This is a genomic window from Actinacidiphila acidipaludis (assembly GCF_019890725.1).
In the GTDB taxonomy this organism is placed as follows: Bacteria; Actinomycetota; Actinomycetes; order Streptomycetales; family Streptomycetaceae; genus Actinacidiphila; species Actinacidiphila acidipaludis.
Window position 1 is genome coordinate 18,942 of the sequence record NZ_JAINZZ010000031.1, and the last position, 22,887, is coordinate 41,828.

Annotated in this window: 16 protein-coding genes and 1 riboswitch; of the genes, 9 read left to right on the forward strand and 7 right to left on the reverse strand. The window is 73.6% G+C overall.

Annotated features, from left to right (window positions below):
* The first annotated feature begins 53 nt into the window (after positions 1-53).
* The gene (locus K7862_RS22635) at positions 54-413 is read left to right on the forward strand and encodes a hypothetical protein (protein WP_222965417.1); all 360 of its coding nucleotides are present in this window, start codon (positions 54-56) and stop codon (positions 411-413) included.
* A 79-nt stretch (positions 414-492) separates the two neighbouring features.
* Here the strand turns inward: K7862_RS22635 and K7862_RS22640 are convergent, their stop codons facing one another.
* Both K7862_RS22640 and K7862_RS22645 read right to left on the reverse strand, forming a co-directional pair.
* The gene (locus K7862_RS22640) at positions 493-1,530 is read right to left on the reverse strand and encodes a C40 family peptidase (protein ID WP_222965419.1); all 1,038 of its coding nucleotides are present in this window, start codon (positions 1,528-1,530) and stop codon (positions 493-495) included.
* 8 nt (positions 1,531-1,538) lie between these two features.
* Positions 1,539-1,694, reverse strand: a riboswitch (cyclic di-AMP (ydaO/yuaA leader).
* A 140-nt stretch (positions 1,695-1,834) separates the two neighbouring features.
* Positions 1,835-2,956, reverse strand: coding sequence for a C40 family peptidase (locus K7862_RS22645; RefSeq protein ID WP_222965421.1), 1,122 nt, complete (start codon positions 2,954-2,956; stop codon positions 1,835-1,837).
* Positions 2,957-3,188: 232 nt separating this feature from the next.
* Between K7862_RS22645 and pcrA the strand changes: the two genes are divergently transcribed.
* Entirely contained in the window at positions 3,189-5,804 is a 2,616-nt protein-coding gene (pcrA, locus tag K7862_RS22650; RefSeq protein ID WP_222965423.1) for a DNA helicase PcrA, read from the forward strand.
* Between the two features lie 164 nt (positions 5,805-5,968).
* Here pcrA and K7862_RS22655 read toward each other — a convergent pair whose 3' ends face one another.
* Positions 5,969-7,567 carry a M23 family metallopeptidase gene (locus tag K7862_RS22655; protein WP_308012120.1) on the reverse strand — a complete coding sequence of 533 codons (1,599 nt, stop codon included), beginning with the start codon at positions 7,565-7,567 and terminating at the stop codon, positions 5,969-5,971.
* 139 nt (positions 7,568-7,706) lie between these two features.
* Complete coding sequence (locus tag K7862_RS22660) at positions 7,707-8,660, reverse strand: esterase/lipase family protein (protein ID WP_222965425.1); 954 nt, start codon at positions 8,658-8,660, stop codon at positions 7,707-7,709.
* A 325-nt stretch (positions 8,661-8,985) separates the two neighbouring features.
* On the opposite strand from K7862_RS22660, the gene icmB reads away from it, so the two are divergent.
* The gene (gene icmB, locus K7862_RS22665; protein ID WP_222965427.1) at positions 8,986-9,399 is read left to right on the forward strand and encodes a coenzyme B12-dependent isobutyryl CoA mutase small subunit; all 414 of its coding nucleotides are present in this window, start codon (positions 8,986-8,988) and stop codon (positions 9,397-9,399) included.
* 135 nt (positions 9,400-9,534) lie between these two features.
* Here icmB and K7862_RS22670 read toward each other — a convergent pair whose 3' ends face one another.
* Both K7862_RS22670 and K7862_RS22675 read right to left on the reverse strand, forming a co-directional pair.
* Positions 9,535-11,127, reverse strand: a complete 1,593-nt coding sequence (locus K7862_RS22670; RefSeq protein ID WP_222965429.1) for a DUF5691 domain-containing protein — start codon at positions 11,125-11,127, stop codon at positions 9,535-9,537.
* Positions 11,128-11,253: 126 nt separating this feature from the next.
* Positions 11,254-12,603: an SWIM zinc finger family protein gene (locus K7862_RS22675; protein WP_222965432.1), complete on the reverse strand. Its 1,350-nt coding sequence runs from the start codon at positions 12,601-12,603 to the stop codon at positions 11,254-11,256.
* 150 nt (positions 12,604-12,753) lie between these two features.
* Here K7862_RS22675 and K7862_RS22680 point away from each other — a divergent pair, with 150 nt between their 5' ends.
* The 5 genes from K7862_RS22680 to sucD all read left to right on the forward strand — a co-directional run bounded on the left by K7862_RS22680 (position 12,754) and on the right by sucD (position 19,884).
* Positions 12,754-13,866 (forward strand): ATP-binding protein, encoded by a 1,113-nt coding sequence (locus tag K7862_RS22680; protein ID WP_262413630.1) that lies wholly within the window; start codon positions 12,754-12,756, stop codon positions 13,864-13,866.
* Positions 13,863-16,373 (forward strand): DUF5682 family protein, encoded by a 2,511-nt coding sequence (locus tag K7862_RS22685; RefSeq protein WP_222965436.1) that lies wholly within the window; start codon positions 13,863-13,865, stop codon positions 16,371-16,373. Before K7862_RS22680 ends, K7862_RS22685 begins: the two co-directional genes overlap by 4 nt.
* Complete coding sequence (locus K7862_RS22690; protein WP_222965438.1) at positions 16,366-17,532, forward strand: VWA domain-containing protein; 1,167 nt, start codon at positions 16,366-16,368, stop codon at positions 17,530-17,532. Before K7862_RS22685 ends, K7862_RS22690 begins: the two co-directional genes overlap by 8 nt.
* Before the next feature lie 262 nt (positions 17,533-17,794).
* Positions 17,795-18,973 carry an ADP-forming succinate--CoA ligase subunit beta gene (gene sucC / locus K7862_RS22695; protein WP_222965440.1) on the forward strand — a complete coding sequence of 393 codons (1,179 nt, stop codon included), beginning with the start codon at positions 17,795-17,797 and terminating at the stop codon, positions 18,971-18,973.
* Positions 18,974-18,999: 26 nt separating this feature from the next.
* Entirely contained in the window at positions 19,000-19,884 is an 885-nt protein-coding gene (gene sucD, locus K7862_RS22700) for a succinate--CoA ligase subunit alpha (protein WP_222965442.1), read from the forward strand.
* A 25-nt stretch (positions 19,885-19,909) separates the two neighbouring features.
* Here the strand turns inward: sucD and K7862_RS38295 are convergent, their stop codons facing one another.
* Positions 19,910-20,827, reverse strand: a complete 918-nt coding sequence (locus K7862_RS38295; RefSeq protein WP_308012121.1) for a sigma factor-like helix-turn-helix DNA-binding protein — start codon at positions 20,825-20,827, stop codon at positions 19,910-19,912.
* Between the two features lie 329 nt (positions 20,828-21,156).
* On the opposite strand from K7862_RS38295, the gene K7862_RS22710 reads away from it, so the two are divergent.
* Complete coding sequence (locus K7862_RS22710) at positions 21,157-22,671, forward strand: cell division protein PerM (protein ID WP_222965446.1); 1,515 nt, start codon at positions 21,157-21,159, stop codon at positions 22,669-22,671.
* Positions 22,672-22,887: the final 216 nt, after the last annotated feature.

Below are 22,887 nucleotides of genomic sequence, written 5' to 3' on the forward strand. Positions count from 1 at the left end.
GAACCCCACCCCGCCCGCCTGGTGGTGCTAAGGGCGCGGTTAGGGTCCCGCCCATGGACACCCTGATCAATGTGTTTGTCGGCCTGCACATCCTGGGCATCGCCGCCCTGCTGGGCGGCTACCTCACCCAGCTGAAGGTGATGGGCAACGGCGGCGCGCAGCTGCGCTTCGTCCCCGGCATGCTCTACGGCGCCGCCACGATGCTGGTGACCGGCGTGACGCTGGTCGCCCTGACGAACGCCCACCACCATCCCGTGGACAACGTCAAGATCGGCGTCAAGCTCGCGGTGCTGGTGGTCATCCTCGGCCTGCTCTACGTCAAGCGCGACGAGGAGCGCATCGACCGTGCGACGTTCGGCGCGGTGGGCGCGCTGACCGTGGTCAACATCTTCATCGCGGTGCTCTGGACGTAGCAGGGCGCCGGCCCGGTCGTCCCGGTCCGGCGCCCGTGGTGCGCGCGTGGCCCGCGGGCCACCGGTGCGCGAGGGGCCGTCAGGCCACGCGGCGCGCGGCCGCGAACGGCATCCAGCTCATCGGGGCGATCTCCACGGTCGCGCCGGTGTGCGGGGCGTGCACGACCTGGCCGTTGCCGAGGTAGATCCCGACGTGGGAGATGCCCGAGTAGAAGAAGACCAGGTCGCCCGGCTGCAGGTCCGACTCGGACACCGCCACGCCGTCCTTGACCTGGTCCCAGGTGGTGCGGCCGATGGTGACGCCCGCCGCGCGGTACGCGGCCTGGGTCAGCCCGGAGCAGTCGTAGGCGTTCGGGCCGGTGCCGCCGGAGACGTACGGCTTGCCGCGCTGCGCGAGCGCGAACTGGATGGCCGCCGCGGCGCGGCCGGTGGCCGGGCCGCTGTAGGTGTAGCTGCTGGTGGCCTTCGACGTCGAGGGCGTCAGCGCGGCGAGCTTGGTCCGCTGGGCCGCGGTGAGGCTGTTCAGCAGCTTCTGTGCGGCCGCCAGCTTCGTCTGCAGGTTCTTCTTCTCGGTGCCGAGCTGGTTCTGCGCGCTGGTGAGCTGGTTCAGGCTCGAGGTGGCCTGCGCCCGCTGGATGTTCGCCTGCTCCTGCTGGACCTTGAAGGTCTGCAGGGCCTGCTCCTGCGTGGTGGAGAGGCGGTCCATCATGTGCGTCGTCTGCAGGAACTGCTCCGGGTTGTCGGAGAGCAGCAGCTGCGTGGTCTGGTCGAGGCCGCCGTCGCGGTACTGCGCGGTGGCGAACTGCCCCAGGACCCGCCGGGTCTCGTTCATCTGCTGGGTCTTCCGGGCGACCTCGGTCAGCAGCTGGTTGGCCTTGGCGCGCTGCGCCTCGGTCTTCTCCTTGGCCTGGTCGTACTGCTGCGTGGCCGTCTCTGCCTGCTGGTTGAGCGAGTCGATCTGCTTCTTCACCTCGGTGATCGAGGGCTTGGCAGGTGCCGCGTTCGCGGTCTCGCTCATCAGGGTGACGGACGCCAGTGCCGCTGCGGTGACTCCGACCGCCGCGCGCGGGGCGGCGCTGGCGAGAATCCGGGTACGCGGCTTGCGGTGCGACGCCACAGCGGGCGACTCCTTCCGTGGACCGCCGACCGGGTTAGCTGACGGGTTCGGGCTGGGAAGGCTCCCCTACGGAAAGACGCTTGTCGGCGTCTGTCCCGATTCACCCCAAAGGTGCTGGTGGGTCCCCGGTTCCGGCCGCCGGCCGGATTAGGCGGAGGTGACGTGCTGCCGGCACTTGCACCGGCGGGAGACAGGTCACCTAGCGGGCTACGGTAATCAACTCTCGCGACTGTTGGGAAGTTTGGATCGCAATGTGACCGAAATCGCTTTGTGATCTTACGGTTGGTGACAGTGATTCAGGGGGTCAATACGGGCGAACGGCCGCGTAGAAGGGCATTTCCGTGATCGGAGCGATCTTGACGACCGTGCCCGTGTGCGGAGCGTGAATCATCTCGCCGTTGCCGATGTAGAGACCGACGTGGCTGACGTCGCTGAAGAAGAAGATCAGGTCCCCCGGCTGGAGGTTGGACTCCGAGACCCGGGTGCCGACGTTCACCTGGTCGTAGGTGGTGCGCGGCAGCGTGATCCCGGCCGCCTTGTAGGCCGCCTGGGTCAGACCCGAGCAGTCGAACGAGCCGGGGCCGGTCGCTCCCCATACGTACGGCTTGCCGAGCTGGTTGCGGGCGAAGGCGATCGCCTGTTCGGCGACCGAGGAGTTGACCGGGGCGGTGGGCGTGGTGCCGCCGGTCTTCGCGGCCGCCTTGGCCGCCGCCTCCTGCGCGGCCTTCTCCTTCGCCGCGAGCGCCGCGGCCTTCGCGCGGGCCTCCTGCTCCTGCTTGGCGGCCAGCGCGGCCAGCCGCGCCTTCTCCTGCGCGGTGAGGCTGTTGAGCAGATGCTGGGCCTCGCCCAGCTTGGTCTGCACGGTCTGCTTGGCGGTCTTCAGCTTCGCCTGCTGCGTGGTGAGCGTCGCCAGGCTCTTGGCCGCCTCCACGCGCTCCTGCGTCGCGGCCACCTGCTGCACCCGGTACGACTCGACGGCCGCCTTCTGCCGCTGTGCGAGCACGTCGGTCAGGTGCAGTTGGTCGAGCAGGTCCTGCGGGCTGCCGGAGAGCATGTAGCGGGTCGTCGAGTCGTCTCCGCCGTCGCGGTACTGCGCGGCCGCGTACTGGCCGAGCTGACGGCGGGCGTCGTTGAGCGTCTGGGTCTTCCGGGCGACCTGCGCCAGGAGTTTGTCGACCTTGCTGTTCTGCTGGTCGGCCTGCTCCTTGGCGCCGTTGTAGTTCTGGGTGGCGACCTCGGCCTGGTGCATCAGGGAGTCGACCTTCGCCTTGACCTCGGCGATGGAGGGCTGGGAGGGGGCGGGCTGCGCGTGCGCGGTCTCGCTCAGCAGGGTCACGGTGGCGAGTGCCGCGGTCGTGATCCCCACCGCGGCACGGGGCCCGGGGGTGCTGAGTAGCGCGGTTCTGGCCTTACGGTGCGTCGCCATGGCGGGCGGACTCCTCTCGGACGCGGACCGGTGCGGCTGGTGCGGGAACGTAGCCCAGGCCCGGCAGCGCTGGGAAGGCCGATGTCCGATAAGGCCCGATACCTTTTCGTAATCTTTTGCTCGAACGCGTGTCTCGTCACTCAGTGTGTTAATGGAGCCCCGCTGCGCGTCCGGCGGCCGGTTCCGCGAACCGGGACGGAGTGTCGGCGGGGCGGCCTAGACTCAGGAGGCGATGAGCAGCCTCTTTGACGACAGTTTCCTGGCCGGTCTCGACGCGGCCCACGGCCCCGCCGACGACGGGCCGCCCCCGCCGCCGGACGGCGAGCACGGCGACGCCGAGCACGTCCCCGAGGGCCTGTTCGGCGACCGTTTCGACGGCCCGCCGCCCGTCCGCGACAGCCACTACCGCAACGGCGCGGCCCGCCCGGCCACCGACCCCGCCCAGCTGCTCGAGGGGCTGAACGAACAGCAGCGCGCCGCCGTGGTGCACGCCGGCGGGCCGCTGCTCATCGTCGCCGGCGCCGGCTCCGGCAAGACCCGGGTGCTCACCCACCGCATCGCCCACCTGCTCTACGCCCGGCACGTCCACCCCGGCTCGATCCTCGCGATCACCTTCACCAACAAGGCCGCGGGCGAGATGAAGGAGCGCGTGGAGCAGCTCGTCGGCCCGCGGGCCGGCGCCATGTGGGTGTCGACGTTCCACAGCGCGTGCGTGCGGATCCTGCGCCGCGAGTCGAAGAAGCTGGGCTTCACCTCGTCCTTCTCCATCTACGACGCGGCCGACTCCAAGCGGCTGATGGCCCTGGTCTGCCAGCGCGACCTGGACCTGGACCCCAAGCAGTTCCCACCGAAGTCGTTCAGCGCCAAGATCTCCAACCTCAAGAACGAGCTCATCGACGAGGAGACCTTCGCCGACCAGGCCGAGAACCCCTTCGACAAGAAGCTCGCCGAGGCGTACGCGCTCTACCAGGCACGGCTGCGCGAGGCCAACGCCCTGGACTTCGACGACATCATCATGACCACCGTCAACCTGCTGCAGGCGTTCCCGGACGTCGCCGAGCACTACCGGCGGCGCTTCCGGCACGTCCTGGTCGACGAGTACCAGGACACCAACCACGCGCAGTACACGCTGGTCCGCGAGCTCGTCGGCACCGGGGGCCCGGCCGCCGGGGCGGAGGGCCCGGCGGACGGCGCAGCGCGATCGGCGGCCGGCTCGGGGGACGCGCCGGCGGACGGCCCGGCGGACGGCCCGGCGGACGGCTCCGCGGAAGGCAGCGGCCCGATCCCGCCCGCCGAGCTGTGCGTGGTCGGTGACGCCGACCAGTCGATCTACGCCTTCCGCGGCGCCACGATCCGCAACATCCTCCAGTTCGAGGAGGACTACCCGCAGGCCCGCACGATCCTGCTGGAGCAGAACTACCGCTCGACGCAGACGATCCTGTCGGCCGCCAACGCGGTCATCGAGCGCAACGCCGGCCGCCGGGCCAAGAACCTGTGGACCGAGTCCGGCAACGGCCCGGTGATCATCGGCTACGTCGCCGACCAGGAGCACGACGAGGCCCAGTACGTCGCCGACGAGATCGACCGGCTCACCGACGCAGGCGACGCCCGCCCCGGCGACGTGGCGGTCTTCTACCGCACCAACGCGCAGTCCCGGGTGTTCGAGGAGGTGTTCATCCGCGTCGGCCTGCCCTACAAGGTCGTCGGCGGGGTGCGCTTCTACGAGCGCCGCGAGGTCCGGGACGTGCTCGCCTACCTGCGGGTGCTGGCCAACCCCGAGGACGGCGTGCCGCTGCGCCGCATCCTCAACGTCCCCAAGCGCGGCATCGGCGAGCGCGCCGAGGCGATGATCGACGCCCTCGCCCAGCGCGAGAAGGTGTCCTTCGCGCAGGCGCTGCGCCGGGTCGACGAGGCGTACGGCATGGCCGCCCGCTCGGCCAACGCCGTCAAGCGGTTCAACACGCTGATGGACGAGCTGCGCACCGTCGTGGAGTCGGGCGCGGGACCCGCGGTCGTCCTGGAGGCGGTGCTCGAACGCACCGGCTACCTCGCCGAGTTGCAGGCGTCCACCGACCCGCAGGACGAGACCCGCGTCGAGAACCTCCAGGAACTCGCCGCCGTCGCGCTGGAGTTCGAGCAGGACCGCGGCGAGGAGGGCAGCACCCTGGCCGAGTTCCTGGAGCGCGTGGCCCTGGTCGCCGACTCCGACGAGATCCCGGACGACGAGGAGGGGTCCGGCGGCGTGATCACCCTGATGACGCTGCACACCGCGAAGGGCCTGGAGTTCCCCGTGGTGTTCCTCACCGGCATGGAGGACGGCGTCTTCCCGCACATGCGGGCCCTGGGACAGGTCAAGGAGCTGGAGGAGGAGCGGCGGCTGGCGTACGTCGGCATCACCCGCGCCCGCGAGCGCCTCTACCTGACCCGCTCGACGATGCGCAGCGCCTGGGGGCAGCCGGCCTACAACCCCCCGTCACGCTTCCTGGAGGAGATCCCCGACGCGCTCATCGAGTGGAAGCGCAAGGGATCCTCGGGGGGCGGCTTCGGCTCGGGCTCCGGCGGCGGTGGAGCGGTGTCCAAGGCCGCGGCGTCGCTGTCCTCGACGCTCGCCGCGCGCAGCCGCGGGGGCTCCGGCGCCGCGGGCTCGCGGGGCTTCGCCACGCGGAGGTCCGGCGATCGGCCGGTGATCTCGCTGGCGGTCGGGGACCGCGTCACCCACGACCAGTTCGGGCTCGGCACCGTCATCGCGGTCACCGGGCGCCCGGGCGACGAGAAGGCCACGATCGACTTCGGGGACGAGCGGCCGAAGCAATTGCTGCTGCGGTACGCGCCGGTGGAGAAGCTGTAGCGGCTGCCGGGCGGTGACCGCTGCCGGGCGGGCGGGGGCGTCGGGCCTCCGGCCGTCCGGGGACGGCGGCGCCTCCCGGGGCGCGGCTCACCGGCGGGGCGGTGCGTCCGTGGTGGGCGCGCGGCCCTTGACGCTCAGCGGGGACGCTCAGCGGAGTCGAGGGCTCAGCGGGGGTCGAGGCCGTGCGCGAGGAGCCAGGGCAGCGGGTCGATCGGGGAGCCGCCGTGCGGGCGCACCTCCAGGTGCAGGTGCGGACCCGTGGTGTTGCCGGTGTTGCCCGAGTAGGCGATGACCGTGCCCGCCTTGACGGACCCGGACCGGATCTTGGTGCTGCTCAGGTGGCAGTACCAGGTCTCGGTGCCGTCGGGCGCGGTGACGATGGCCATGTTGCCGTAGGACGGGTTCCACTGCGTGCGGACCGTGCCGTCGGTGACGGCCATCACGGGTGTGCCCACCTGGACCGGGAAGTCGATGCCGGTGTGCAGGGCCATCCAGTTGACGCCGGCCTGACCGAAGTACGCGCTCAGGCCCTTCTGCGTCACCGGCAGCACGAACTTCGGCCGCAGCGCCTCCTTGCGGGCGGCGGCCTCCGCGGCCGCCTTCTTCGCCGCGGCCTGGCGCTCCTTGAGGTCCAGCCGCTCCTGGGAGCGGCTGGCTCGGGTTGCGAAGTCGTCGGCGTCACGGCTGACGCCGGTGAGCTGCCGGTCGAGCTGCTGCGTCGGCGTCTTGGCGGTCGCGTCGGCCTGCGTCGTGGACGAGCTCTGGGCCATGCCGACCCCCGCGACCGCGGCGGCGCCGACCGCCGCGACGCCCATCACGGCCACCGACGGCACGGCGACCGTCAGCAGCGCCGAGCGCTTGGCGGGTTTGCGGCGGCGGCTGCGGGCGGTCGGCTCACCGTCGGCGAAGCCGTCCGCGGAGTACTCGTCGTTCGCGTAGTCGTGGCGGGCCGTCGGTTCGTCGCGGCCGTAGGAGTACGCCAACTCGTCGGCCAGGTCTGCGGGGTCTGCGGGGTCGGCGAGGTACCTGTCGTCCGCGCCGCTCGGGGCGTCACCGGCGTACGGGTCCGCTGTCAGGTCGTCCGCGTAGGGGTCGGGCGCGTCGGCGGGTGACGCGGCCTGAGCCGCGTGGGCGCCGGGCGCCGGGAAAGCCGTGGTCCGGTCGTCGGCCGCGGGGTAACCCGTGCCGTAGGCCGTGCCGTACGCCGTGTCGTAAGCAGGCGCCGCGGCCGGAGTCGCCGTCGGAGCCAGGTGTTCGTAGACGCCGGTGTCACCCGACGCGTCGTAGCCGTACCCGTATCCGTAGCCGTACGTCGGGTACGCGCCGGAGTCCCAGTCCTGCTGGGGCGTCGGATGCGCCTGCGGGAACGACGTGAACGCGCCGGTCTCGTAGGAACCGGTGTCGTAGGAACCGGTCTCGTAGGCCGACGTGTCGTACGAGCCCGTGCCGTACGAGCCGGCGCCGTAGCTGCCGGTGCCGGTCACCGTGGCGGCCTGGCCCTGGGCCTGGCCGTAGGCGTACGGGTCGTGGGTGGCGTAACCGCCGGTGTCCCAGGACTGCGTGGCGCTCGCGTCGTAACCGAACGAGTAGCCGTAGCCCTGCGTCTGGTCGTGCGAGGGCGTGTACTGCTGCGGGATGGCGTAGGTGCCGGTGGTGTCGTCGCCGAAGGCGGTGCCGACGGTCTGGTGGGAGCCCGTGGAATAGGGGTCGTACCCGTAGGCGTCGTAGTCGGGGGAGTATCCCGACGAGGGACCTTCGTTCACCGCCAGCTTCTCTTTCGCCTCGGCAGCAGGAGAATTAGCGGCGACTGTAGCCCTCCGTACCCGGCCGCGACAATCTCTCCCCGAGACCTGGCGCCCGCCTTGCCCGGTGTTCGGTCGATATTCGACCGTTACATGTCCGTTATGCGGCGTCCGCCGCGCCGGGCCGGCCGGGGCCTCCGGACAGCTCGCGACGGATCTCGGCGGCCACCGCGCCGTGCACCGGCAGGGCGAGATGTCCGATGCCGGTGACTTTGATGTTCTTCGCCGACAGTCCCGGGTGTTCGAGGCGCGCCGACTCCACCGGGATCATGAGCTGGTCGAGGTCGCTCCAGAACGCCACGAAGCGGGTCCGGCACCGGCGGACCGGCTTTGCCAGCTCCTCCAGCACCGCGGAACCCGGGCGCATCTGCCGGGCCAGCGGGTGCGGGATGAGGGCCGGTATCGCCCGCGTGCCGTTGTGCGGTGTACCGAGCGTGACCAGTGTCCGTACCTGCGCGTCGCCGCCCAGGCGCTGGACGTAGTAGCGGGCGATCAGCCCGCCCAGACTGTGCGCGACGATGTCCACCCGGCGCTCGCCGGACTCCTCGCAGATACGTTCGATGTGCGTCCCGAGCACGGCGGCCGCGGTCCGTACGTCGGAGGTCAGCGGTGAGTAGTTGACGGCCTGGATCCGGGTCCAGCCGTTGCGCTGCAGCGAGCGGCGCAGCAGGGCGAAGGCGGAACGGTTGTCCACGAAGCCGTGCACCAGCAGCACGGGCGGCCGGGACTTCGCCTTCGCGCCGGGCCGGGCCGGCGGGCCGTCGCCGGGGTCCGTGCCGGCGTCGGAGGCGGAGTCCAGCGTCATGGCCGGGGGGGCCGTGGCCGAGGGGGTGCCTGCGTCCTGGGCGCCCTGGGGGTCCGGCTCGTCCGGGGGCCGGTCGGGCGCGAGGTGGGAGCGCTCGGGCAGGATCCCGGTCGGATACAGCAGGGCGTGGCCGGCCAGTATGGCCAGGTCGATGGCGGTGACACGGACCAGACCGGCTCCGTGCCCCAGAAAACTGCTGCCGGGCTCTGCACCACCACCCGGCTCGGCCTCAGGCGACTTCGCGGCCATGGCCCACCTCCCGTCGCGGCCCCGAGGGATCGGCGTCGACCCCGCGGGCCCTTTCGTCGGGGGCCGGAGCGGAGGCCGCACCCCGCGCCCTGCGGCTGCGAGCACGGCGTGCGGCTCCAGACTGCGGCTCCCGAGGGAAGTTTGCAGGTCGGCGACCGTCCCGGCGTCCCGTGCCGGATGGGCGGCGGCGGACCTGCGTCCCGTCGTGTGTCTCTCCTGTGTGATTTCCCCCTCGCTGCGTCCCGTAAAACTGACGCGCCCCAGGCCCGGGCGATAACGTTCGTTCACGTAGTGCTGCGCCGCAGCCGTACCCATGGAGGCAGTGATGGGAGTGACCGGTCCGATCCGCGTGGTGGTCGCCAAGCCGGGTCTCGACGGCCACGATCGCGGTGCCAAGGTCATCGCCCGGGCGCTGCGTGACGCCGGTATGGAGGTCATCTACACCGGGCTGCACCAGACGCCCGAGCAGGTCGTGGACACCGCGATCCAGGAGGACGCCGACGCGATCGGCCTGTCGATCCTGTCCGGCGCCCACATGACGCTCTTCGCCAAGGTGATAGAGCTGCTCAAGGAGCGCGACGCGGCGGACATCAAGGTCTTCGGCGGCGGGATCATCCCCGAGGCCGACATTCCCCCGCTCAAGGAGCTCGGCGTCGCCGCGATCTTCACCCCTGGCACCTCCACGGGCGACGTCGTCGCCTGGGTCAACGCGAACGTCCGCCATCCGGCTGACGCATAGGTTTTCTCCCGCTCGGGAGACCGGGCCGCCGCCGGACGGGTGACCTTCACCTGATCGGCCGCACGGCGCCCCCGACCTCTGCGGTGAGCTTCACGGTGAGTAGCGGGCGCCTGGACACGGCCGAACGAGTGATCGTCAGGCTCGGCCGGGGCCCGGTATGGACGAGCCCGAGGGCTGCGGCACGCGCAGTTCCGCCAGCATCAGGGCCCGCAGACGCAGCGTGCCGGTGAGGCGCTGGAAGGCCTCGGACCAGTACGTACCGGCGCCCGGCGAACCGTCGGGCGGCTCCTCCGCCGCGGCGGTGAGCACGGCCACCTGGTCGGCCGCGTCCGGGTCCAGACAGCGCTCGGCCAGTCCCATCACCCCGCTGAAGCTCCACGGATAGCTGCCGCCCTCCCGTGCGATGTCCAGGGCGTCCACCACCGCGCGGCCCAGCGGGCGCGACCACGGCACCGCACACACGCTCAGCATCTGGAACGCCTCCGAGAGCCCGTGCGCCGCGATGAACTCCGCGACCCACGCGCCGCGCTCCGGCCCCGGCAGTATCGACAGCAGCTTCGCCGGGTCGCCGACCGCCGTCACCGGCGCGGCGGGTTTGGGCGGCGGCCCGAGCAGCGCCCGCGCCCAGCCGGTGTCGCGCTGCCGTACCGCGGCACGGCACCACGCGGCGTGCAGATCCGGCTGCCAGTCGTCCAGTACGGGCAGCGCGATGATCTCCTCCGGGGTTCGGCCCCCGAGTCTCGCCGGCCATGTCGACAGCGGGGCCGCGTCCACCAACTGCCCGAACCACCAGGCGCGTTCGCCTCGGCCGCTCGGCGGTTTGGCCGCCACGCCGTCCCTCTCCATCGCCGGGTCGCAGGCATAGGGCGCCTCGACCACGATGCCCTCCGGACTCAGCGAGACGCAGCTCCTCGCCCGCTCCGCCATCCGCGCGGCGAGCGCCGAACCGGGCAGGGCGGAGAGGAGTTCGGCCGCGGTCGTCCTGACATTGCGGCTGCGGTCGTTCAGCGCCTGCTCGAGGAACTCCTCGTCGGCCGGGGACAGCCCGGTGCGCAACGCGTCGAGGAACATCAGACGGTCCTCGGCGCGCTCGGTCCGCCACGACGACTCCAGCAACGCCAGGGCGGCCGCCGCATCGGCCAGGCGCATCCGGGTCAGCAGGGCGATGCGCTCGGCGAACAGCCCTTCCTCCCAGAGCTGTTCCGCGTCCCCTTCCTCCGCGGCGGCCGCGCCCTGACCCGCCCGCAGGGCGAACTTCCAGTCCGGGTTCAGCGCGGCGAGCCACAGGCCGCGCGGTCCGGCGAGGGCGAGGGCGTCGGTCCGCAGGTCCGTGCGGGCCCGGGCGGCGTCCAGCAGCGCGGGCAGCAGGGCGTGCGGTGCGGCATAGCCCTCGCGGCGGGCCGCGGCCAGCCACTGCGGCAGCAGCTCGGCGAGGTTCGGCGTCGCGCCCCGGCGTCCGCGGGCGGCGTCGGCCGTGCGGTCGGCAAGCAGCATCGCCAGCCGGCGACGGGCCGCCTCCGGGAGGTCCGGCCGGCGGTCCGCGGGGGCGAGCCCCGGTCTCGTCCCGGCCGCAGCCGGAGTCACCCCGGCCCGCCGTCGGATCACGCCGGCGGCCGCGGCGTCCAGCAGGGCGACGGCCGCTTCCTCCGCGTCACCCACCACCCCTGCCGGGCGCCGCCGCTCCGTCCCGAGCAGCGCGCTTCCGACCAGGTCGTCCCAACTCCCCATCCCCGTCCCCTTTCTCACCTGTTCCCTGCCCGTGCCCCGTCCCGCGCCCTTCACCGACGTCGCCGCGCCTCGCTCCCCGTCGCGTCCCAGGCCGACCGCGGCTCCCCGCACCGGGGGTGCGGCCCGTCAGGCGGTGAGCGGCGTCGGTATGACGCTCGCCGCGGGCCAGGCGCAGAGGGGACGGAAGCCGGTCGGGCCGAGTTCGCCGAAGGCGGTGAGGGGGTGGCCGCCCGACAGTGCGGCCAGGCGCCACTGAGGACCGGCGCCCGCGATCGGGATCGCGTCCTCACCTGTGGCGTCGGCCACCTGCCACCGCGTCGCCCCCGGTATCGGCACCACGTCCGCCAGCACGACCGGCCACGCGTCCAGCCAGGGGTCGTCGGCGAGCGCCGCCCCGTAGGCGTCGAGCGCGGCCGCGACCGGCATCCCCCGGGGCACCGACTCGGCCTGCGCCGTGCCGTGCTGGGGCCCCAGCACCGCCCGGAGCGGAAGAGCCGACGGGTAGTAGGCGACCTCGGCCTCCAGCACCGCGCCCAGCGGCAGCACCAGCTCGGGCGCCCGCCCCGCCGCGCCGAACGACAGCAGCAGCGCGAACCGGCCCGCCCCCTCGTCGTACAGCCATATCCGCCGCGTGGTCAGCCGGTCGTCGGCCGAGTCGTACTGCGCCAGGACCTGCCAGTGGCCGCGGATCGTCGCGCCGGCCAGCAACTCCGCGCTGTCGACGGTGAATCCCACCCTGGCCCGGACGGTCCCGGCCAGCGGGTCCGGCAGCCGCTCGCGGCCCAGATAGCCGCGGGCGAGCAGATGCAGCAGTGCCGTCTCCTCCAGCATGCGCGACGGCCAGTCGCCCCCGGTGGCCGTCACCGCCCCCAACTCCCGCACACGCGAGGCGAGTCCCGGCGCCTGCGCGTCCACCATGCGCGCCGCGATCTCGTCCCACTGCCGGTACCCGTCGCGGTCGGCCCCCGCCAGGCCGCCCCGCAGCAGGTCGGCGAGCCGCTGCTCCAGCTCGACGGCGCCGCCCTCGACCCGTATCGCCCGGCGGTCCGCGCGCCGCCTGGCCGCGTCGGGATCGGCCGGCCCCGCGGCCTTTCCCGACCCCGAGGACGGCGCCTGCGCCCGCTCGTCCGCCTTCTTGCGGCGAGCCGCCGTCCACTGCTCCACCCACTCCGGCTCCGCCGCGGCGGCGATCGGGCCGCCGTCCCCCTCCGCCCAGAGCAGCAGCAGCCCCAGCGCGTGCTTGCACGGGAACTTGCGGCTCGGGCACGAGCAGCGGAACGCGGGACCGCCCAGATCCACGACCGTCTGGTACGGCGTACGGCCGCTGCCCTTGCACAGCCCCCACACCGCCGCGCCCGCCACCCCCGTGCCGGACCACGGCGCGGGTGTCGCGAGCCTCGCGCCCGCCTTCCGTGAAGCGGCGTCAGGTGCCAGCGCGAGCACCTGATCGGCCGTCCACCGCGCTTCCGTATCCATGTGTACGACCGTAGAACGCGCCACTGACAATCGCCCTGACCTGCGCGGATCGCTGTCGGTGACGAATTGTCAGTGGCGGGGTGCACTGTGGAGATCAGCAACGGACGAGCCCGGGCCGAGCCGGTCCCGGCGAGTGAGTGGGGGAGAGCCATGTCCGATTCGACGAGTGCCGCGACCGGCACCGAGCAGACGCTGCGGCCGCACGCGGAGACCGCTTTCGCGGCCGAGCTCGCCGCGCTCGCCGCCGCGGACGACCGCCCGCGCCCGGCCCGCTGGAGGATGTCGCCGTGGGCGGTCGCCACCTACCTCCTCGGCGGCACGCTGCCCGACGGCACGGTCGTCACTCCCAAGTACGTCGGTCCGCGCCGGATCGTCGAAGTGGCCGTCACGACCCTGGCCACCGATCGGGCGCTGCTGCTGCTCGGCGTGCCGGGCACCGCCAAGACCTGGGTGTCGGAGCATCTCGCGGCGGCCGTCAGCGGCGACTCGACGCTGCTGGTGCAGGGCACGGCCGGCACCCCGGAGGAGGCCATCCGCTACGGCTGGAACTACGCCCAGCTGCTCACGCACGGCCCGAGCCGGGACGCCCTGGTGCCCAGCCCGGTGATGCGGGCGATGGCCGAGGGGCGCATCGCGCGCGTCGAGGAGCTGACCCGGATCCCGGCCGACGTACAGGACACGCTGATCACGATCCTGTCCGAGAAGACGCTGCCGATACCGGAACTGGGCACCGAGACGCAGGCGGTGCGCGGCTTCAACCTGATCGCCACCGCCAACGACCGCGACCGCGGGGTCAACGACCTGTCCAGCGCCCTGCGCCGCCGCTTCAACACGGTGGTGCTGCCGCTGCCGGCCACCGCCGAGGACGAGGTGGACATCGTCTCGCGCCGGGTGGGCCAGATGGGCCGCGGCCTGGACCTGCCCGCCGCGCCGCAGTGGGCCGACGAGATCCGCCGGGTCGTCACGGTCTTCCGCGAACTGCGCGGCGGTGTCACGGAGGACGGCAGGACGAAGGTCAAGTCGCCGTCCGGCACGCTGTCCACGGCCGAGGCGATCTCGGTGGTCACCAACGGGCTCGCGCTGGCAGCCCACTTCGGCGACGGCGTGCTGCGCGCCGGCGACGTCGCCGCGGGCATCCTCGGCGCGGTGGTCCGCGACCCGGCGGCCGACCGGCTGGTGTGGCAGGAGTACCTGGAGACGGTCGTCCGCGAACGGGACGGGTGGAAGGACTTCTACCGGGCCTGCCGCGAGGTGTCGGTATGAGCACCACCGACGACGTCCTCCTGCTGGGCGTCCGCCACCACGGCCCCGGCTCGGCCCGGGCGGTCCGGGCGGCGCTGGACGCGTACCGGCCGCAGGCGGTGCTGATCGAGGGTCCGCCGGAGGCCGACGCGCTCACCGCGCTGGCCGCCGACCCGGCGATGCGGCCGCCGGTCGCGCTGCTGGCCCATGTCGTGGACGACCCGGCGCGGGCGGGCTTCTGGCCGTTCGCCGAGTTCTCGCCCGAGTGGGTGGCGCTGCGGTGGGCGGCCAAGGCCGGCGCCGAGGTCCGCTTCATCGACCTTCCGGCCGCTCACAGCCTCGCCCTGCGGTCGGCGGACGACGAGTCCGGGCACCCCGACGGCGGCGCCACCCCGCCGGCCCCGGCCCACCCGGCCGACTCCCCCGGGGACGCTCCCGGTCCTGAGCCGGACCCGGACGCGGCCGCGCCCACGCCGGACGCCGGCGACCCGGGCGCGGCGGCCCGGATCGACCCGCTGGCCGTCCTCGCCCGGACCGCCGGGTACGACGACCCCGAGCGATGGTGGGAGGACGCCGTCGAGCACCGCGGATCGGCCGGGGAGGAGGGCGCCCCCGGCGGGGAACCCGGGCCGGGCGGCGACTCTGCCGACGCCCTCGCGCCGTTCGCGGCACTGGCCGAGGCGATGGGGGTGATCCGCCAGACCTACGGGGACGGCGGCCACACCCAGGACCCGCTGCGCGAGGCCCATATGCGGCTGCGGGTGCGCGAGGCCCGCCGGGCCCACGAGCGCACCGCCGTGGTGTGCGGCGCCTGGCACGTCCCGGCGCTCGCCGAGAAGACCACGGCCACCGCCGACCGGGCGCTGCTCAAGGGACTGCCCAAGGTCAAGGTCGAGACCACCTGGGTCCCGTGGACGCACCGCAGGCTGGCCCGGGCCAGCGGCTACGGCGCGGGCATCGACTCGCCGGGCTGGTACCGGCACCTGTTCACCGCGCCGGACCGCCCGGTGACCCGGTGGATGACGAAGGTCGCCGGCCTGCTGCGGGAGGAGGACTACCCGGTGTCCTCCGCCCACGTCATCGAGGCGGTGCGCCTGTCCGACACTCTCGCCGCGATGCGCGGCCGCCCGCTGGCCGGCCTCGCCGAGACGACCGACGCGGTCCGCGCGGTGATGTGCGACGGCTCGGACGTCCCGCTGGCGCTGGTCCAGGACCGCCTGGTGGTCGGCGAGGTGCTCGGCGAGGTGCCGCCGGACGCCCCGGCCGTGCCGCTGGCCCGCGACCTCGCCCGCGAGCAGCGCTCCCTGCGCCTCAAGCCCGAGGCCCTGGAGCGCGAGCTGGAACTCGACCTGCGCAAGGACCTCGACGCGGCCCGCAGCCGCCTGCTGCACCGGCTCCGCATGCTGCACATCGGCTGGGGCGAGCCCGCCCGGAGCCGCGGCAGCACCGGCACGTTCCGCGAGACGTGGCGGCTGCGCTGGGAGCCCGAGGCTGCGATCCGGATCGCCGAGGCCGGCATCTGGGGCACGACCGTGGAGTCCGCCGCCAACGCCCGCGCCGAGGACCTCGCCGTCCACGCCACCACGCTCGCCGACGTGACGGCGGTCGCCGAGCAGTGCCTGCCCGCCGGCCTGGCCGACGCGCTGCCGACCGTCATGCGGGTGCTCGCCGACCGCGCCGCGCTCGACGCGGACGTCGCGCACCTCGCGGCGGCCCTGCCCGCCCTGGTCCGGGCGGTCCGCTACGGCGACGTGCGCGGCACCGACTCCGCCGCGCTGGGCGCCGTCGCCCACGGCCTGGCCCGGCGGGTCTGCGTCGGCTTCCCCGCCGCGTGCACCGGCATCGACGCCGACGCGGCCCGCGTCCTGCGCACCCACATGGAAGAGGTCCACCGGGCCGTCGGCCTGCTGCCGGGACCGGACGCCGGGGGCGGACCCGGGACGGCACCGGCCCCGGTGCCCGCCCAGCGTCCCGGCCCGGACCCGGCCCGGGAGCTGCACGACAGATGGGGCGCGGTCCTGCGCACCCTGGCCGAACGCGACGAGGCGATACCCGGACTGCTGCGCGGCGCCGCCGCCCGGCTGCTGCTCGACGACGGCCGGCTGGACGCCGGCGAGGCCGCCCGGCTGATGGGGCTGGCCCTGTCGCCCGGCACCGCCCCGACGGAGGCGGCGGCCTGGATCGAGGGATTCCTGGCCGGCGGCGGCATCCTGCTGGTCCACGACGAACGGCTGCTCGCCCTGATCGACGGCTGGCTCGCCGCGGTGCCGGCCGACTCGTTCACGGACGTCCTGCCGCTGCTGCGGCGGACCTTCGCGGAGTTCGAGCCCGGCGTGCGGCGCGGCGTCGGCGAACTGGTGCGCCGCGGACCGGCCGCCGCCCGCCGCCCGCCGGGACCGGCCGACGCCGGGCTGCCCGGCTTCGGCACCGCCCTGGACCGGGCCCGCGCGGACGCCGCCGCCCACACCGCGCGGCTGCTGCTCGGCACGCTGACCACAACGGACCTGGGGGAACTGGGAGATGACTGACACTCGGCAGGCCGCCGACGAGCGGCTGCGGCGCTGGCGGCTGGTGCTCGGCGGCGGCGCGGACGGCACCGGCCACGAACTGGCCGGGCAGGACGCCGCGATGGACCGCACCCTGGCCGCGCTCTACAGCGGCGCCCCGGGCGGCGGCACCTCCGCCGCCCGCGGCGCCGAACGCTCCGCCGGCCTGGGCGGCTCCGCCCCCCAGGTCGCCCGCTGGCTCGGGGACATCCGCACGTACTTCCCGAGCTCCGTCGTCCAGGTCATGCAGCGCGACGCCATCGACCGGCTCGGCCTGTCGGCGCTGCTGCTGGAGCCGGAGATGCTGGAGGCCGTGGAGGCCGACGTCCACCTGGTCGGCACACTGCTGTCGCTGAACAAGGCGATGCCGGAGACCACCCGGGAGACCGCCCGCGCCGTGGTCCGCAAGGTCGTGGACGACCTGGAGAAGCGGCTGGCCACCCGTACCCGGGCCACGCTCACCGGCGCCCTGGACCGTTCCGCGCGGGTCGGCCGCCCCCGGCACCGGGACATCGACTGGGACCGGACCATCCGCGCCAACCTCCGCCACTACCTGCCCGAGCACGGCACGATCGTGCCCGAGCGCCTGATCGGCTACGGCCGCGCCGACCAGGCGGTGAAGAAGGACGTGGTGCTGTGCATCGACCAGTCCGGGTCGATGGCGGCGTCCGTCGTCTACGCCTCCGTCTTCGGCGCGGTGCTCGCCTCCATGCGGTCGATCGCGACCAAGCTGGTGGTGTTCGACACCGCGGTGGTCGACCTCACCGACCAGTTGGACGACCCGGTCGACGTCCTGTTCGGCACCCAGCTGGGTGGTGGCACCGACATCAACCGCGCGCTGGGCTACTGCCAGTCGCTCATCACCCGTCCGGCCGAGACCGTCGTGGTGCTCATCAGCGACCTGTACGAGGGCGGCATCCGGGACGGCATGGTCAAGCGGGTGGCCGCGATGAAGGCGGCCGGCGTGCAGTTCGTGGCCCTGCTGGCCCTCAGCGACGAGGGCGCGCCGGCCTACGACCACGACCACGCGGCGGCCCTCGCCGCGCTCGGCGCACCGGCCTTCGCCTGCACACCCGACCTGTTCCCCGACGTCATGGCGGCCGCGATCGAGAAGCGCCCGCTCCCCATACCGGACCGGTGAGGGGCGCGCCCTGTGACCGTTCTCACCGCTCACAGGGGACCTGCGATTTAGGCGGCCACGGCCCGCGGCGATAACCTGCAAGACGGACATGCCGCGTACTCGGTCACCGTGTGCGCTTCCCTTGTGACAGTGCAGTCGCGCCCTGCCCGTAGCGGCACGCCCAGGCGGACCAGGCAGCGCTGTACATCTGGCGGCAGCAGCCTGCGAAGCCCTGACACCAGGGAAATCCAGGGAACACCAGGGAAAAGGGAGACGGACGCGCGTGGACCTGTTCGAGTACCAGGCGAGGGACCTCTTCGCCAAGCACGGGGTACCGGTGCTGGCCGGTGAAGTCATCGAAACGCCTGAGGCGGCGCGCGAGATCACCGAGCGTCTCGGCGGCAAGTCGGTTGTCAAGGCGCAGGTCAAGGTCGGTGGCCGCGGCAAGGCCGGCGGCGTGAAGCTGGCGGCCACCCCGGACGAGGCCGTCGCCCGCGCGACGGACATCCTCGGCATGGACATCAAGGGCCACACGGTCCACAAGGTGATGATCGCCGAGACGGCCCCGGAGATCCTCGAGGAGTACTACGTCTCCTTCCTGCTGGACCGGGCCAACCGCACCTTCCTCTCCATCGCCTCCGTCGAGGGCGGCATGGAGATCGAGGAGGTGGCCGCCACCCGCCCGGAGGCCGTCGCGAAGATCGCGATCGACGCCATCGACGGTGTGGACGAGGCCAAGGCCCGCGAGATCGTCGAGGCCGCGAAGTTCCCGGCCGAGGTCGCGGACAAGGTCGCCCACGTGCTGATCAAGCTGTGGGACACCTTCATCAAGTCCGACGCCCTGCTGGTCGAGGTCAACCCGCTGGCGAAGGTCGCCTCCGGCGACGTCATCGCCCTCGACGGCAAGGTGTCGCTGGACGACAACGCCGAGTTCCGTCACCCCGAGTACGAGGAGCTCCACGACAGGGCCGCCGCCAACCCGCTGGAGGCCGCTGCCAAGGAGAAGGGCCTCAACTACGTCAAGCTCGAGGGCGAGGTCGGCATCATCGGCAACGGCGCGGGTCTCGTCATGAGCACCCTCGACGTCGTCGCGTACGCCGGCGAGAGCCACGGCGGTGTGAAGCCCGCCAACTTCCTGGACATCGGTGGCGGCGCCTCCGCCCAGGTCATGGCGAACGGCCTGGAGATCATCCTGGGCGACCCGGACGTCCGTTCGGTGTTCGTCAACGTCTTCGGCGGCATCACCGCCTGCGACGAGGTCGCCAACGGCATCGTCCAGGCGCTGAAGCTCCTGGAGGACCGCGGCGAGAAGGTCGAGAAGCCGCTGGTCGTCCGTCTCGACGGCAACAACGCCGAGCTGGGTCGCAAGATCCTCACCGACGCCAACCACCCGCTGGTGCAGCGCGTCGACACCATGGACGGCGCGGCCGACAAGGCCGCCGAGCTGGCCGCCGCCAAGTAAGCACGAGGACGAGGACTCACACCACCATGGCTATCTGGCTCAACAAGGACAGCAAGGTCATCGTCCAGGGCATGACCGGCGCCACCGGCATGAAGCACACCAAGCTCATGCTCGGCGACGGCACCAATGTCGTCGGCGGCGTCAACCCGCGCAAGGCGGGGCAGACCGTGGACTTCGACGGCACCGAGGTACCGGTCTTCGGCACCGTCAAGGAGGCCATCGAGAAGACCGGCGCCAACGTCTCCGTCATCTTCGTGCCGGAGAAGTTCACCAAGGACGCGGTCGTCGAGGCCATCGACGCCGAGATCCCGCTGGCCGTCGTGATCACCGAGGGCATCGCCGTGCACGACACGGCCGCGTCCTGGGCGTACGCCGGCAAGAAGGGCAACAAGACCCGCATCATCGGCCCGAACTGCCCCGGCATCATCACCCCGGGCCAGTCGAACGTCGGCATCATCCCGGGCGACATCACCAAGCCGGGCCGCATCGGCCTGGTCTCCAAGTCCGGCACGCTGACCTACCAGATGATGTACGAGCTGCGCGACATCGGCTTCTCGACGGCGGTCGGCATCGGCGGTGACCCGATCATCGGCACCACCCACATCGACGCGCTCGCCGCGTTCGAGGCCGACCCCGACACCGACCTCATCGTGATGATCGGTGAGATCGGCGGCGACGCCGAGGAGCGGGCCGCGGCCTTCATCGAGAAGAACGTGACCAAGCCGGTCGTCGGCTACGTCGCGGGCTTCACCGCCCCCGAGGGCAAGACCATGGGCCACGCCGGCGCCATCGTCTCCGGCTCCTCCGGCACCGCGCAGGCCAAGAAGGAGGCCCTCGAGGCCGCCGGCGTCAAGGTCGGCAAGACGCCGTCCGAGACGGCGCGTCTCGCCCGGGCGATCCTCGCGGGCTGACCCCGTACGAGCGGCCGCCGGCCGCTCACCGCTTGACGGCGCGGGTCCGTTCTCCGAAAGAGAACGGGCCCGCGCCGTTCGCGTGGTGCGGGGTCGCCGCGGGCGTGCTCCGGCCCGCGGGCTCGTCCACGGGAGCCGTGCGGCTCCCGGTCCCGGGCCCGAGAAGGACGACGCCCAGCGTCACCACGGCGATCAGCCCGGTCAGCGCGTACGCCCCGAGCGTGCGCTGCCGCGCCCCGCGCTCACCGGCGTCCCGCACCGCGGCCGGGGACCGCGGCGGTTCCGGCTCGCCGTCGAGCAGCGCGCCCAGCCGTTCCGACAGCGGTTCGCCCGGTTCGGGCACCGCGGCCGCCAGCGCCTCCCGCGCATGCGTGATGCGCGCGGCCGCCGCGACCGTGCTCGCCTCCACCTCGGCGGCCGCCTCGGGCAGGTCGAGGCCCAGCCCGTCGTAGAGCAGCACCACGCGGCGGTAGGCGGGCGGCAGATCGAGCAGCGCCGCCTCCAGCGGTTCCTCGGGCTTGCGGGGCTGCGGGCGGTGGCCGGCCCCCGGCAACCAGCGCTGCCAGGGCGCCAGCGCGTACTCGTACGCCGCCGCGCGCACCCAGCCCACCGGGTCGCTGTCCCGCGCCACCTCGGGCCACCGCTGCCAGGCCTGGCCGAACGCGTGCAGCACGGTGTGGCGGGAGAAGACGGGGTCGCCGGTGAGCAGCTCCACCTGGCGGAGCAGCGGGCCGGCGCTGCGGATGTAGAGCGCGTCGAACGCGGCTTCCGGGCCGTGGGGGAGTCCGGAGGACCGCTCCTCCTGACGCGACCGCTCAGGCCGCTCGGGCCGCGCAGACCGCTCAGGCCGCTCGGGCCGCGCAGACCGCTCCGGCTGCTCGGACCGCTCGCCCTGCCGGGCGTCCCCGGCATGCCGCTCCTGCCGGGAGCTCTCCGCCGGCACCGCGCTCGCCGCGGCCGGACGATACGTCGTCCCCCCGGGCCGCACCCGCGCACCGGCCGGCGCTGCGGCAGGTGCCGCAGGTGGGGGAGGTGCCGTGGACGGGACGGGAGGGGCGGCCGGCGGGGCCTTGACCGGGGCTCCGCCACCACCTCCCTTGGGCGGGTTCTTCCGGGGGCTCACCGCGGAGCTCCGTCAGCACGGCGCGGGCGCGCGGCGGTCGGAGTGTCCGATGGTCTGAAAAAAAGACACATAACGCTCATGCTGGGCGACACGGCGACCTTTCGCCCGCTGCTCGGGCGAAACGGGTGTTCTTGGCAGCATGGGACGCTGTGACACATTTCACCGACCCTCCCCAGGCCCCTGCCGCACGCCCCGAGCCGCACGCCCGCTGGGCCGCGGAACGGGTGTCCGCGCTCGCCTCGGGCGTCATCGCCGCCGGCCTCGGCCTCGGCGTGCCGGCCGTGGCCGTCCTGCTGCTCTGGGTCGGCTCGCCCTACCCGGACAACGGGGTCGACGGGGCGCTCCACCTGACCGCCGGCCTGTGGCTGCTGTCCCAGGGCGCCGACCTCGTCCGCACCGGCACGATCTCCGGCGAGCCCACGCCCGTCGCCCTCGCTCCGCTGCTGCTCAGCGCGGTCCCGGCGTGGCTGCTGTACCGGGGCACGGCCGCGGCGGTCTCGGGGGAACGGGGCGAGGGCGACGGCGACGAGGACGCCACCGGCCATGACGCCCGCCACGACGCCCGCCATGACGCCGGCCGCGGTTCCGGCTCCGAGCCGGGGGCCGGCGTGCACAGGGCCGCCGTCGTCGGCGGCTGGGTTCTGACGGGGTACCTCGCGGTGGCCGCGGTCACCGTCGCCTACGCGGTGAGCGGCCCGATCCGGGTCGCCCCGCTCACCGCGCTCTACGTGCCGCTGTTCGCGGCGGCGGCCGTCGCGTGCGGGGCCTGGTCGGGGTGCGGGAAGCCGGCCCCGGCCGACTGGCTCCCGCTGCCGCGCCGGTACGGCGAGGATGTCGCGAGTGCGCTGCGGTCCGCGGCGATCGGCTGTGTCGTGCTGGTGGGCGGCGGCGCGCTGGTCGGCGGTGCGGCGCTGGTCCTGCACGGAGGCGCCGTCGCGCGGTCGTACGGCCGGCTCAGCGGGCCCGACGCCGGGCGGATCGCGGTCCTGCTGCTGGCCGCGCTGCTGATTCCGAACCTGGCGGTGTGGGCGGCGTCGTACGCGCTGGGCGTCGGGTTCTGCGTCGGCGCGGGCAGTGTGGTGGCCCCGGCGGGGGCGTCGGGATACCCGCTTCTGCCGTCCTTCCCGCTGCTCGCGGCGCTGCCCGGGACCGGGGGAGCGGGGGTGCTGGGCTGGGCCACGCTGGTGGTGCCCGCGCTGGCCGCGGGTGCGGTGGCCTGGTGGGTGGGCGGGTCCGGGCTGGGCGCGGGGCGCACGGTACGGGTCGCCTGCGGGGCGGCGCTCTTCCACGGGGTGGGGTTCGCGGTGGCCGCGGCATGGGCGGGGGGTGCGCTGGGGAACGACGTGCTCGCCACGTTCGGGCCGATGTGGTGGCGCGCCGGGGCCGCGGCCGCGGGGTGGGTTCTGGTGATCGCCGTGCCCGGGTCGCTTCTCGTGCGCCGGCAGCTGGGCCACCCCGCGCGGCCCGTAAGTGCCCGCGTCCCGCGCCCGTCGCGGCGCCCCCGGATGCCCCGCCTCCCGCACATCCCACGTCCGACCTTCCGCCGGGCCGCGGTCTCGCCTCCCCCTGCGCCGGTACCGCCCCCCGTCGCCGACCCCCTCCCCTGGCCGACCCCGCCACCTTTCCCCCCGCCCCTGCCGCCCACCCCGCCCTCGCACTCCTGAGGACGCGCTGCCGGTGGCGTGCCCGGGCCGGAGAACCGGCTGCCGGCCGGTGGTCCGGGGCGGATTGCCCCTCGGGGGCGGTCGCCTGGGTGCGACGCCGCCGTGGTTGGTCGCGCCGGGGCACTCCCGGGCCAAGCCGGGGACCCCACGCCCCTACGGATTGCGTCAGGCGCCCGCCCGGCAGCCCCCGCCTGGGGATCGGCGTGGGCAGCTCAT